The following is a 13692-nucleotide window of genomic DNA, read 5'->3' as shown; positions in this document are numbered from 1 at the left end:
TGGCAACAGGCAAACTGTCGCTGCCCGTTGGCCGGGGCGCTACTGCATGTCTCCTTAAATCGACCTCGATTTAAGGACGAAGACATGCAGAAAATCAAAGTGCTACAGCGACCTTTGCGCGTCTGATAAGACGCGCGGCGCTGTAGACCCGGAACGAAAAAAGCCGGGCGATTGGCCCGGCTCCTTGCTTAATCCTTGATGGTCTTCAGCGCTTCGCCCAGAGCACCTTGAAGCGGGCGTTGCGGCAGGTTTCGCCGTATTCCTTGGAATTCTCGGCCAGTACCTGCTCGTAGGGCAGGCCGCGGTTGGCGACCAGCATCAGCTTTCCGCCCTGCTTCAGCGCCTTCAGCGCCGTCTTGATGATGGCAATGCCAAGCGCCGGCTCGGCGGCGTGGGCCTCATGGAAGGGCGGATTCATGACGATGAGATCATACTTGTCGCGCGGCTCTTCGCTCGTCAGGTCGAACCAGTGGAAGCGCGCCGGCGTCGACGGCACGTTTGCCATCATGTTGACGCGGGCAGCTTCGAGCGACTCATGGTCGGCTTCGAAGAGATCGACGCCCTTGAGGCCCGGCGAGGCTTCAGCGAGCTTGACGGCGAGATAGCCCCAGCCGGCTCCGAAATCGGCGGCATGGCCGTGGAAGTCGTTCGGCAGACGCGAAGCGAGCAGTTCCGAACCCGCGTCGATGCGGTCGTGTGAGAACATGCCCGGCGAAGCCTCGAACAGGCCATCGACGCGCACCGGCACCTTGGCGAGCTTGTGCACCGCGTCGGTGACGTCTTCGGGACGGGTGAACCAGAAGGCGACGCCGTGATATTTCGGCAGATGATCGCCGTCCCATTCGAACTTGGCGATCCGCTTCTTCAGCGACTGGATGCCGTCTTCCTTGCCGCCGGCAACGACGATCAGGCCGCCCTCGCGGGTGCGCTTCAGCGCCTCGGCGATCCGGTCCTCATTCTCGCCCTTATGCTTGCCACAGAGCACCAGCGTGACGTCGTAGTCCTCGCCGGTGATCTCAGGCGTCACATCGGCGCGCATGGCCTCCAGGGCGCGATAGAGCGGCCGCAGCGGCTGAACGGCGGCGATCGAGGCTTCGAAGCCCTTGGGCAGCCTGTAGCCCGCCTCGGCGCCGAGAAAGAGAACACGCTCGCCTTCGCCCGGCGGGTCGATCACACCGCTATCGAACGGGTAAAACAGGGTCTTCAACGCATCTCGGCTCATCGGTCTATCCGTCATCTTCCTACAAGAAAGGGGCGCGGAGCGTTCCGCCCCGCGCCCCGAATGCATTCGGGTGAAGCTCGCTTATTCGGCGGCTTCGCCGTCGCCCTTCTTCTCAGACTTCTCGGCAGCGACTTCTTTGCCGGTGGCCTGGTCGACAACCTTCATCGACAGGCGAACCTTGCCGCGCTCGTCGAAGCCCATGAGCTTGACCCAGACCTTGTCGCCTTCCTTGACGACGTCGGTCGTCTTGGCAACGCGCTCGGAAGCGAGCTGCGAGATGTGGACGAGGCCATCGCGGGCGCCGAAGAAGTTGACGAAGGCGCCGAAGTCGGCGGTCTTCACAACGGTACCTTCATAGATCTGGCCAACTTCCGGCTCGGCGACGATCGAGTGGATCCACTTGCGGGCCGCTTCGATTTCCTTGCCGGACGAGGAGGCGATCTTCACGGTGCCGTCGTCTTCGATGTTGATCTTCGCGCCGGTCTTCTCGACGATTTCGCGGATGACCTTGCCGCCGGAGCCGATGACTTCACGGATCTTGTCGACCGGGATGTTCATGACTTCGATGCGCGGAGCGAACTCGCCGAGCTGGCCACGGCTTTCGGAAATGGCCTTGGCCATTTCGCCGAGGATGTGGAGACGGCCACCCTTGGCCTGGTTGAGCGCAATGCCCATGATCTCTTCGGTGATGCCCTCGATCTTGATGTCCATCTGGAGCGAGGTGATACCAGCGTCGGTACCGGCGACCTTGAAGTCCATGTCGCCGAGGTGGTCTTCGTCGCCGAGGATGTCGGAGAGAACGGCGAAGCGCTCATCTTCCTTGATCAGGCCCATGGCGATACCGGCAACCGGCTTTGCCAGCGGAACGCCGGCGTCCATGAGAGCGAGCGAGGTGCCGCAAACCGTCGCCATCGACGACGAGCCGTTGGATTCGGTGATCTCGGATACGACACGCAGTGTGTAGGGGAACTGCTCGGCCTCCGGCAGCATCGGGCGAATAGCGCGCCAGGCGAGCTTGCCGTGACCGATTTCGCGACGGCCCGGGGAGCCCATGCGACCGGTTTCGCCGACCGAGAAGGGCGGGAAGTTGTAGTGCAGCATGAAGCGTTCTTTGTACATGCCGGTCAGGCTGTCGACATACTGTTCGTCTTCACCGGTGCCGAGCGTGGCAACGACGATCGCCTGCGTCTCACCGCGGGTGAAGAGCGCCGAACCGTGGGTACGCGGCAGAAGGCCGACTTCCGAGACGATCGGACGAACGGTTTCCAGATCGCGGCCGTCGATACGGCTCTTGGTGTCGAGGATGTTCCAGCGAACGATCTTGGCCTGCAGGTGCTTGAAGACGGCGCCGATGACTTCAGCGGTGTACTTGGGCTCCGCACCTTCCGGGAAGAAGTGTGCCTTTACCTTCGCCTTGACGGCATCGACGGCAGCGTAGCGGGCAGCCTTTTCGGTGATCTTGTAGGCGTCGCGCAGTTCGGCTTCGGCCATGCCGAGCATTTCGGCTTCCAGCGCGGAATGATCTTCCGGTTCGAATTCGCGCGGCTCCTTGGCAGCGACTTCAGCGAGCTTGATGATCGCGTCGATGACCGGCTGGAAGCCCTTCTGACCGAAGACGACGGCGCCGAGCATGACGTCTTCAGCCAGTTCCTTGGCTTCCGATTCGACCATCAGCACCGCTTCCTGGGTGCCGGCGACAACGAGGTCGAGCGTCGATTCGTCCATCTCGTCGAGATGCGGGTTCAGCACGTACTGGCCGTTGATGTAGCCGACGCGCGCGCCGCCGATCGGGCCCATGAACGGGACGCCCGACAGCGTCAGCGCTGCGGAAGCGGCAACCATCGACAGAACGTCGGGGTTGTTTTCGAGGTCATGCTGCATGACCGTGACGATGACCTGGGTATCGTTCTTGTAGCCATCGGGGAAAAGCGGACGGATCGGACGGTCGATCAGGCGCGAAACGAGCGTTTCGTTCTCGCTCGGACGGCCTTCGCGCTTGAAGTAACCACCCGGGATCTTGCCGGCAGCGTAGGTCTTTTCCTGGTAGTTGACGGTCAGCGGGAAGAAGTCCTGGCCCGGCTTCGGCGACTTGGCCGAAACGACGGTGGCGAGAACGACGGTTTCGCCGTAGGTGGCGATGACGGCGCCGTCAGCCTGACGGGCGACCTTGCCGGTTTCGAGCTTGAGCGGACGCCCAGCCCATTCGATTTCAACCTTGTGGGTATCGAACATGTTCTGTCCTTCATGTGCGGCGGACCTTTCCGCGGCTGTTGCAGCGCGGGTGGTCGAGGGGCCGCATGAAATGGCGCATCACGGGCAAGACAACGGGAGGCTTCACGCTTGAAATCGGCTTGTTTCCGCTTCACCGCGCCGCTTATCTGCGGCGTTCCGGCAAGCAGAGCCGAAGCATCCTGCAATCCTGCCCCATGACGGGCCATCGGTTGATCCGCGATACCGGCCCATCCGGTTCGCTGGATTCTCTCCTGGTACCACGCTTCCTAAGCGGCCGGAGAGATCATTGCTTGAGCGTTGAACGCTCCATAAAAAAGCCGGCGGGCCGCAAAGACCCGCCGGATAAGTCGCTTAGCGACGGATGCCCAGGGCACCGATCAGCTTGGTGTAGCGCGCTTCGTCTTTCTTCTTCAGATAGTCGAGGAGCGAACGACGGCTGGAAACCATTGCGAGCAGACCACGGCGGGAATGGTTATCCTTCTTGTGGCCCTTGAAGTGTTCGGTCAGGTTGTTGATCCGTTCCGTCAGGATAGCAACCTGGACTTCCGGAGAACCGGTGTCGCCTTCAACGGTTGCAAATTCCTTGATGAGCTGAGCCTTACGCTCTGCAGCAATCGACATCGGATGATCCTTTCGATTTCGAGGATTTAGGGACGCCGTCAGCCGGGATGTCGTCCAGCTGCGGCCGTGAATGCAACGGGCATGCGCCTTTTGCTGGCGTGCCTATAAACGAATTGGATGAAAAAGGAAAGGGTCATGGACCTGCACCCCGATGGGCTTCCGGAGGGCCTCGGAAGCTTGTCGGTCGCGGCCGATTTCCGACGGTCGCGATCGACGCTCCGGCCGACCTTCGCGCCGTTTTTAAAGGGGCCCATCCGCATTCACGAATCTTCGTCCTTCGCCTCGCGCGGAATGGTGATCCGCCACTCGATGCCATCGGCATGCATCACCCGCTCCAGCGCGGCGTTCAGCGCCATGCCGAGCATGCGCTCCAGCACCAGTGTTCCGAAGCCCTTGCGGATCGGATCGGAGGGCTTGTCGGCGAGATCCGCGCCCTCCTCCCGCCAGCGAATGGCAATGCCTTCATCCTCCAGCGACCAGCTCAGCTTGACGACCCCGGTGGTGTTGGCGAGCGCGCCGTATTTGGTGGCGTTGGTTGCGAGTTCGTGCAGGGCCATGCCGAGGGTCTGGGCGATCTGCGTGTCGAGCCTCAGAGCCGGGCCGGAGAAGATCACGCGCTTCGGGTCGTCAGGTGTAAACGGCTGCAACTGGTTCTGGGCGAGCTCGCGGAAATCGACCCCTTGCGCGGCGTTGGTGATCATCAGGTCGGTGGAGCGCGCGAGCCCGGCAATGCGCTTGCGGAAGCTGTCGGCGAAGTCCGACGCGCTCTCGGCCGAATAGACCGATTGGTTGAGCATCGACTGGATCACCGTCAGTTGGTTCTTCGAGCGATGCGCCACCTCGCGCATGAGGAAGCGGATCTCGTTTTCGGCCTTGCCGCGCGCCGCCGCTGCCCGTGCGAGCGCTGCCGAGACCTGCTCGACCTCCGAGATCATGTGCGGGCGCGATTCGATCCGTTCGCCGGCGCCGAGACGGCGGGCATCCTGCGCCACGAGCTTGACGCCCTGCGACAACAGCCGCGCAATCGCCAGCGAGCCGGCAATCGCGATGCCCGCGAAAAGGATGCCGCCGAGCGACAGCCACAGGAACGACCAGACGGCCGGTGCATCGACGGTCGCGCTAGGCGCCCAGGCGATGATCCGCCATCCCGTGACGACGGAAAACTCGGTCGCGACGCGATATTTAGTGCCGTTTTCCTTGATGTTGCGGACACCGATGCTGATCGCCGGCACCTTGTCGAGGAAGAATGGTTCCCCGGCCTTGACGGCCGCATCCGACGAGATGATGACCTTGCCTGCGCCATCGACGAGTGCCGCGTTCCAACCGGGAGAAAGCGTGTCGCGGTTGACGGCCTTGGCCATGTTCTCGGCGTTTTGCGTCAGCGTCAGCAGATACTCCTCACCGGTCGCCAATTTCGCCGGCAGATAGACGTTGAAAACCCACTTTCCCGCGGTCTGGCCAAAGAAGACGTTGGAAACGAGCGGCGCACCATTGTTGGTGAAGGCCCGCTCGACCGAGCCCGTATCCGAGGCTTTGCTGAGTTGCGCACCGAAAGGCACCCTGGTGTTGAGCCGCTGGTTGTGCTTGCGGTCGATGACGATCAGGTAGGAGTCCGTTTCGGCGAGCGCCGTGGCGGCCCTGCGGTAGAAGGCCTCCATATTGCCGTCTTCGATCTCTTGTGATGTCGACAGCACCTTGAGCGTCGTCAGCATGCCCTCGATGTCACGTTCGACGATGCGCGTCACCGACCCGGTCGAAGCCTGCAGCAGCGCCGTGATCACCTGTTCCTGCTGGTCGACGCTGCGCTTCAGCACCACGAGCGAAAAGATGAAGGCCGGAACGATGGCCACCAGGAGCAGCGACGTCAGATAAAAACTGAACGGCCGGGTCAGGCGATGACGAACGAGATCGACGATCGTCGCCAGACCGTTCGCAGCCTTCCGCTTTTCTTCGTCCAGCACGCCCGTCACCTCAGTCGCCCTTCTTCGTTCCGCGCCGGCACACAGCCGCTTTCGGCGCGCGCCGCAAGAGTCGGTGCGATCGGCAGTCGGCTCCGGAGCACGGGACGGAAACGGAATCACCTCGGATGGATTGGAAGCCCATGCCGGGGATCATGCGTCAAGGATGGGGCAAAGGCAAACGCTTCCGGGCGCTTAGCCGGTGGCGAAAACACGCTTCGGGCGGAACTCACCCTCGGCGATCTCACCGATGGCGACCAGCTTGCCGCGTGCCGTCGCATAGGCTTCAGGCGTCGCAAGCGGCGCATCGCGCCCGCGCAGGATGATGGGATTGCCCATTCTCAGGCGGTGCGCCTGATCATCGTTGACGGCAACATGCGGAAGGTTGGAAAGCGCTTCACCGGTCTCGATCAGATAGGCGTCGAGCGCCGCCAGGCGTTCTTCGTCGCTCTCGATTTTCTCCAGCGCCACCAGATCGGCGAGCGGCACCATGTCCTCTTCACCAAACGGTGCGACAAAGGTGCGGCGCAGCGAGGCGATGTGGCCGAAACAACCGAGATCGCGGCCCATGTCACGCGCGAGCGAACGCACATAGGTGCCCTTGCCGCACTCGATTTCGAAATGCGCGAGATTGGGAGCGGCACCCAAGAGCGTCAGCCGGTGCACCTCGACTTCACGAGCCGGAATTTCGACCGTTTCGCCATCGCGGGCGAGGTCGTAGGCACGCTCGCCATCGATCTTGATCGCAGAGAACTGCGGCGGCACCTGGCTGATGACGCCGGTATATTTCGGCAGCAGCGCGCGGATCGCCTCTTCGTTCGGTCGTTCGGTCGAGGAATGCGTAACCTCGCCTTCGAGATCGTCGGTCGAGCGTTCCTCGCCCCAGGCAACGGTGAATTCGTAGATCTTGCGGCCGTCCATCACGTAAGGAACGGTCTTCGTCGCATCACCGAGTGCAATCGGCAGCATACCGGAGGCCAACGGGTCGAGCGTGCCGGCATGGCCGGCCTTTTGGGCCTTGAACAGCCACTTGATCTTCGAGACGGCTTCAGTGGAGCCGAAGTCGAGCGGCTTGTCGAGGATCAGCCAGCCCGAGATCGGGCGGCCCTTGGGCTTACGCGGTTTGGACATGAAATCTACTATTCTTCGTCTTCGCTGGACTGGTCGAGATCGCGGCTGACTTCCGGCGAACGCAGCAGCTCATCGATCTTCTTGTAGTTGTCGAAGCTCGTATCGTCGCGGAAACGAACGTCGGGCATGTATTTCATCTGCCGAAGCTGGGGGCCGAGGCGGCCGCGGATGTACTTGGCATTGCGGTTCAGCGCGTCGATGACTTCGTCATGGTTGGGCACGCCGAGCGGCGTGACATAGGCCGTGGCGATCTTCAGATCCGGCGACATGCGCACTTCCGAGATCGCGATGACGGTCTTCTCGATCACGGGATCGCGGACCTCGCCGCGCTGCAGAACCTGGGTGATGGCAGCGCGCACCTGTTCGCCGACGCGCAGCATGCGCTGTGAAGGGGCAGAGGATGTGGCTTTGGTCATGGACGGTACCTCAAAAAAATGCGAGCGCCGAAGGACAACCCGGCGCCCGCATAATCTCTAATCGGACGGTTCTTAAAGCGTCCGCGTGATGTGCTCTACGCGGAAGCACTCGATCGTATCGCCGGCGCGGATGTCTTCGTAGTTCTCGAAGGCCATACCGCACTCCTGACCGACGTTGACTTCCGAGACTTCGTCCTTGAAGCGCTTGAGGGTCTTGAGCTTGCCTTCGTGGATAACGACGTTGTCGCGAACCAGACGGACGCCGACGCCACGCTCGACCTTGCCTTCGGTGACGCGGCAACCCGCGACCTTGCCGACCTTGGTGATGTTGAACACCTCCAGGATCTCGGCGTTGCCGAGGAAGGTTTCGCGGCGCTCCGGCGAGAGCAGACCCGACATCGCCGCCTTCACGTCATCCACCAGATCGTAGATGATGTTGTAGTAGCGGATCTCGATGCCGGCGCGCTCGGCGGCCGAACGGGCCTGCGCGTTGGCGCGGACGTTGAAGCCGATGATCGCTGCGTTCGACGCCTCGGCGAGCGAGATGTCGGACTCGGTGATACCACCGGCACCCGAATGCACGATGCGGGCACGCACTTCGTCGGTTCCGAGCTTGTCGAGAGCACCGGCGATCGCTTCGATCGAACCCTGCACGTCGCCCTTGATGACCAGCGGGAACTCCTTGAGACCGGAGGTCTGGAGCTGGGTCATCATCTGCTCGAGCGAGCCGCGCGAGCCGGACTGACGGGCAACCTGCTTCTCACGGGCGAGCCGCTGGCGGTACTCGGAGATCTCGCGGGCGCGGCTTTCGTTCTCGACGACGGCGAACTTGTCGCCGGCAGCCGGTGTTCCGGACAGGCCGAGAACCTCGACCGGCATCGACGGACCGGCTTCCTTGACGTGTTCACCCTTGTCGTTGACCAGAGCGCGCACACGGCCCCACTGGTCGCCGGCGACGATGATCTGGCCAGGACGCAGCGTGCCCTTCTGGACGAGGACGGTTGCAACCGCACCGCGACCACGGTCAAGCTCGGCTTCAACCACCGTACCTTCGGCCGTCCGGTTCGGATTGGCGCGCAAGTCGAGGATTTCGGACTGCAGCAGGATCGCTTCCAGCAGCTTGTCGAGGTTGGTGCCGTTCTTCGCGGAGACTTCCACGTCGAGGACTTCACCGCCCATGGATTCGACAAAGACTTCGTGCTGCAGCAGCTCGGTGCGAACCTTCTGCGGATTTGCCGACGGCTTGTCGACCTTGTTGATCGCCACGATGATCGGAACACCGGCCGCCTTGGCGTGGTTGATCGATTCGATCGTCTGCGGCATCACGCTGTCGTCGGCCGCAACCACCAGGATCGCGATGTCGGTCGCCTGGGCACCGCGGGCACGCATGGCGGTGAACGCCGCGTGGCCGGGGGTGTCGATGAAGGTGATCTTGTTGCCGTTCTGCTCGACCTGATAGGCGCCGATGTGCTGGGTGATGCCACCAGCTTCGCCGGCCACCACGTTGGCGTGGCGGATCGCATCGAGCAGCGAGGTCTTGCCGTGGTCGACGTGCCCCATGATCGTGACGATCGGCGGACGCGGCAGCAGTTCCTCGTCGGAATCGGTCACGTTGAAGATGCCTTCCTCGACGTCGGATTCCGAGACGCGCTTGACCGTGTGGCCGAATTCGCCGGCGATGAGTTCAGCCATATCGGCGTCGATCAGATCGCCGGGCTTCATCATCTGGCCTTCCTTCATCAGGTACTTGATGACGTCGACGGCGCGTTCAGACATGCGCTGCGACAGTTCCTGAATGGTGATGGTCTCAGGCAGGATGACTTCGCGCGAGATCTTCTCGCGGGTTTCCTGCATCTGGCTGCGCTTAAACTTCTCCTGGCGGCGACGCATGGCCGACAGCGAACGGGCGCGCTGGCCGCCATCCTCGTCGACGGCAGCGGTCAGCGTCAGCTTGCCCTGGCGACGACCGTCGTCGGCCTTCGGGCGGGCAGGAACCTTGGCAGGCTCGGGACGCACGACCTTGCCGCGTGCCGGGCCTGCGCCCGAACGCGGACCACGATCGTCATCCTTTTCGTTGTCGACCTTACGGCCGCGCAGAGCGCCGGCCGGAGCCGGGGTCGGAAGTCCAGTTGCCGCTTCAGCAGGCCGTGCAGCCTGCGGGCGGTTGTCGACGCGACGCTCAGTGGAAGCCGGTGCGCGAGCTGCCACGGGGCGCTCTTCGACAACCTCTTCGGCCTTTGCTTCAGGCTCGACAGCCGGGCGGGCCGCTTCTTCAGCGGCGCGGCGTGCGGCCTCTTCCTTCTCCTGAAGGAGACGGGCTTCTTCCTCGCGCTTGCGGCGTGCTTCGTTCTCGGCGCGGATGACCGCTTCTTCGGCATCGCGGATCTGCGCTTCGGCGAGAGCACGGCGGCGCGCATCGATCTCACCGGCGGAAAGCTGGTTCAGAACGACACCCACACGCGGACGGTTGGCCTGATTGGCTTCCTGGCGCGTCGAGTGCTGCTGCGGCTGCGGGGCCGGGCGGCCGGAAGGCTGCGGCTGAGCCGGACGCTGTTCGACCGGGCGTGCTGCGGGAGCCGCGGCGACCGGCGTGATCGGACGCTCGTCCTTGGGGCGATGGAAGGGGCGTTTCTTGGTTTCGACCACGACCGCCTTGGTGCGGCCACGGCCCATGTCCTGACGCACGGTCCCCTGCGAAACCCCGTGGGGTTTCAGGGTCAGCGTCTTCTTGCCTGCTGCGCTGCCTGTCTTGTCGTCGTTGTTGTCGGTCATTCCGTTCCGTTCCTAGCGATCAGGGCCGGATGCGTATCACCTGACCCTGTCTTCCAAATTGTCTCAAACAATGTACGCGATGCCAGACTGTGCTGGTGACGCGGGTCATTGCTGTGGCTTGCCAGCGCCGCCGTCGGCCCGGACCGGGACGGATCCTCGGTACTTTTCGAGCATGATTGCGCGCTTCACTACACCCTCACCCGCCTGCCCTGCAAGCGCTGCGGCATGGATAAAAGCATTACTTCCTAAAAGGCCCTCCATTTCCGCCCCGGTGAAGGGACGGAACGAAGGTATTTCCATTTCATCGTCGGCCACGAAGCTCATCGCCTTGCGGGCCTGGTCTATCTTCCGCACACCGTCGGCTGCAGCATCGGCCGCATGGAACACGGCAAGCGCTGCAAGACCGCGCACGGCCTGCTCCGTCTTCGTCGCGCCGGAGATGAACTGGGCCGCCTTGCGCGCCATGTTCATCATGCCGGCCAACTGCTCGGCGAGCAGCCGGTCGACGTCGTCGGCGAGCGTCGCGTCGGCCTTGACGTCCGCCTTCAGGGCGCGGGCGAAGAACTTCTTCGCCACCGCCTTTTCAACGAGCGCCCGCTCGGCCTTCACCCAGCAGCCGCGTCCCGGAAGCTGACGCTTCAGATCGGGAACGACGCGACCGTCGGGCCCGGCAACGAAGCGGATCAACTCATCCGGCGAACCGCTTTCGCGGGTGACGATGCACGTCCGCGTGCTGCCGCTCCGATCCTTCGGGCCCCCATCCAAGGGCAATGTGTCCGAAGGCAGGCTGTCGGCATCATCAGAGGCGGTCATCGTCCTTAAGCGTCCTGCTCGGCGCCTTCGGCAACGTCGATCGGCTCTTCGCCTTCGACCTCATCGCTTGCCAGGTCCTCTTCCGTGATCCAGCCGGCCGCGAGGCGGGCCTGAACGATCATGGCTTCGGCTTCGGCGCGCGAAACGTCGAACTTCGAGAAGGTGCCCTCGAAGCGCTTGGTCTCGCCGTCCTTGCGTTCGCTCCAGCCGACGAGGTCGTCAGCGGCGCAGCCGGCAAAGTCTTCGATCGTCTTGATGCCTTCTTCGCCGAGCGCAACGAGCATCTGGCTCGTCAGGCCGTCGATCGAGCGCAGCTCGTCGGCAACGCCGAGTTCCTTGCGCTTGGCATCCATTTCCGCTTCGAGCTTGTCGAGGAATTCGCGCGCACGGGTCTGGATTTCGGTAGCGGTCTCCTCGTCGAAGCCGTCGATCGACGAGATTTCGTCGAGGTCGACATAGGCAAGCTCCTCGACGGCGGCAAAGCCTTCGGACGCCAGAACCTGGCCGACCATTTCGTCGACGTCGAGCGCGTCCATGAACAGGTTGGTGCGCTCGGTGAATTCCTTCTGGCGACGCTCGCTCTCTTCCTGTTCGGTGAGGATGTCGATGTCCCAGCCGGTCAGCTGCGAGGCGAGGCGAACGTTCTGGCCGCGACGGCCGATGGCGAGCGAAAGCTGCTCGTCCGGAACGACCACTTCGATGCGCTCCGCATCTTCGTCGAGAACGACCTTGGCCACTTCCGCCGGCTGCAGCGCGTTGACGATGAACGATGCCGGATCCTGCGACCACGGAATGATGTCGATCTTTTCGCCCTGCAGTTCGCCGACGACGGCCTGAACGCGCGAACCGCGCATACCGACGCAGGCGCCGACCGGGTCGATCGACGAGTCGTTGGAGACAACGGCGATCTTGGCGCGCGAACCCGGGTCACGGGCAACCGACTTGATCTGGATGATGCCGTCGTAGATCTCAGGCACTTCCATGGTGAAGAGCTTCACCATGAACTGCGGATGGGTACGCGACAGGAAGATCTGCGGGCCGCGCTGTTCGCGGCGAACGTCGTAGACGAAGGCGCGGACGCGGTCGCCGTAGCGCATGTTTTCGCGCGGGATCATCTCGTCGCGGCGGATGATGCCTTCGCCACGGCCGAGGTCGACGATGACGTTGCCGTATTCGACGCGCTTGACCGTGCCGTTGACGATCTCGCCGACGCGATCCTTGAATTCGTCGAACTGGCGATCACGCTCGGCTTCGCGAACCTTCTGGACGATGACCTGCTTGGCAGACTGGGCGGCGATGCGGCCGAAGTCCATCGGCGGCAGCGGGTCGGCGATGAAATCGCCGAGCTTGGCGTCCGGATTGCGATCGCGAGCAAGCTCGAGCGGGATCTGCGTGGAATAGTCGTCAGCCTTTTCGACCACTTCCAGAAGACGCTGCAGGCGGATTTCACCGGTCTTCGAGTTGATGTCGGCGCGGATGTTCGATTCCGACCCATAGCGCGAGCGGGCGGCCTTCTGGATCGCATCGGCCATTGCGGCCAGAACGATCTCGCGGTCGATCACCTTTTCACGCGCGACGGCATCCGCGATCTGCAGAAGCTCGAGCCGGTTAGCACTGACTGCCATGTCTTATCTCCGTTGGGTTGCAGGGGGCTTCACGCTCCGCCCGACTTATTCCTCAATAGGTGAATCTTCGTCTTCGAAATTCTCGTTCGCGGCGCGCTCGGCCTTCGCCTTCTTGTCGGCCGTCAGCGCATCACGGATCAGATCGTCGGTCAGGATCAGCCGCGCTTCGGCAAGCGTGGTGAACGGGATGACGACGACAGGTTCCTCGCCGTACGCGGGCTGGTCGCGCTCAAGCCGGAAACCATCGTCATCGACGGAAACGATCTTGCCGCGGAACCGCTTGCGGCCATCGACCAGAACCGACGTCTCGCATTTCAGCAGGTGCCCCTGCCAGCGGAAGAAGTCGGACTTGCGCACCATGGGACGGTCGATGCCGGCCGACGACACTTCGAGATGATACGCCTTGTCGATCGGATCTTCCACATCGAGCACCGGCGAAATGGCCTTGGAGATCTCTTCGCAGTCTTCGACGGTCATGGTGCCGTCGTTGCGCTCGGCCATGATCTGCAACGTCAGGCCGTTCTGGCCGGACATGCGCACGCGCACCAGGCGGTAACCCATCGGCACGATGACCGGCTCGATGATGTCGGCGATGCGCTGGTCGAGACCGGTTTCGGTGATCAGGCGCGGTTCATTTGCATTTTCAGCCGTTGTCGTATCGGACAAACGATCATCTCCTCATCGGACCGGCTAATAAAAAAGAGCGGGTCCTGACGGGCCCACTCTTCATCTACCGATCAAGAATTTGAGGCTCATATACGCTTCATCGCCGCAAATTGCAAGGCATTGGGCCGTGCGCTCCAAATGCGCCGATCCGCTCGCAGACGACGATCTTCGACAACAAGGTCAATTTCAGCGGGTGGCACTTCGCGTCCTCGGGCCTATAACAGGGATAGAACCGC

10 protein-coding genes are annotated in these 13692 nt (G+C 62.8%); all 10 read right to left on the bottom strand.

Going from position 1 to position 13692, the window contains the following annotated elements; translation table 11 throughout:
* Positions 1 to 205 precede the first annotated feature (205 nt).
* Positions 206 to 1222 carry a class I SAM-dependent methyltransferase gene (locus ASE60_RS00685; protein ID WP_057247823.1) on the bottom strand — a complete coding sequence of 339 codons (1017 nt, stop codon included), beginning with the start codon at positions 1220 to 1222 and terminating at the stop codon, positions 206 to 208.
* 81 nt (positions 1223 to 1303) lie between these two features.
* On the bottom strand, positions 1304 to 3454 hold the full coding sequence (gene pnp, locus ASE60_RS00680) for a polyribonucleotide nucleotidyltransferase (protein ID WP_057247822.1): 2151 nt from the start codon (positions 3452 to 3454) through the stop codon (positions 1304 to 1306).
* A 351-nt stretch (positions 3455 to 3805) separates the two neighbouring features.
* The gene (rpsO, locus tag ASE60_RS00675) at positions 3806 to 4075 is read right to left on the bottom strand and encodes a 30S ribosomal protein S15 (protein WP_029742369.1); all 270 of its coding nucleotides are present in this window, start codon (positions 4073 to 4075) and stop codon (positions 3806 to 3808) included.
* A 260-nt stretch (positions 4076 to 4335) separates the two neighbouring features.
* A complete protein-coding gene (locus ASE60_RS00670; RefSeq protein ID WP_244495497.1) occupies positions 4336 to 6036 on the bottom strand; it encodes a sensor histidine kinase in 1701 nt (566 codons plus the stop codon).
* 192 nt (positions 6037 to 6228) lie between these two features.
* Positions 6229 to 7164: a tRNA pseudouridine(55) synthase TruB gene (gene truB, locus ASE60_RS00665; protein WP_057247820.1), complete on the bottom strand. Its 936-nt coding sequence runs from the start codon at positions 7162 to 7164 to the stop codon at positions 6229 to 6231.
* 8 nt (positions 7165 to 7172) lie between these two features.
* On the bottom strand, positions 7173 to 7580 hold the full coding sequence (rbfA, locus tag ASE60_RS00660) for a 30S ribosome-binding factor RbfA (protein ID WP_063893313.1): 408 nt from the start codon (positions 7578 to 7580) through the stop codon (positions 7173 to 7175).
* Between the two features lie 72 nt (positions 7581 to 7652).
* Positions 7653 to 10352 (bottom strand): translation initiation factor IF-2, encoded by a 2700-nt coding sequence (infB, locus tag ASE60_RS00655; RefSeq protein ID WP_057247818.1) that lies wholly within the window; start codon positions 10350 to 10352, stop codon positions 7653 to 7655.
* Between the two features lie 105 nt (positions 10353 to 10457).
* Entirely contained in the window at positions 10458 to 11165 is a 708-nt protein-coding gene (locus ASE60_RS00650; protein ID WP_057247817.1) for an RNA-binding protein, read from the bottom strand.
* 5 nt (positions 11166 to 11170) lie between these two features.
* Positions 11171 to 12790: a transcription termination factor NusA gene (gene nusA / locus ASE60_RS00645; protein ID WP_057247816.1), complete on the bottom strand. Its 1620-nt coding sequence runs from the start codon at positions 12788 to 12790 to the stop codon at positions 11171 to 11173.
* Between the two features lie 45 nt (positions 12791 to 12835).
* The gene (rimP, locus tag ASE60_RS00640; protein ID WP_057247815.1) at positions 12836 to 13456 is read right to left on the bottom strand and encodes a ribosome maturation factor RimP; all 621 of its coding nucleotides are present in this window, start codon (positions 13454 to 13456) and stop codon (positions 12836 to 12838) included.
* Between the last annotated feature and the right edge of the window lie 236 nt (positions 13457 to 13692).

Source organism: Ensifer sp. Root278, from assembly GCF_001429285.1.
Taxonomy (GTDB): Bacteria; Pseudomonadota; Alphaproteobacteria; order Rhizobiales; family Rhizobiaceae; genus Ensifer.
Note: the sequence above shows the minus strand (reverse complement) of the source record. Positions and strands in the feature narration are given on the sequence as shown.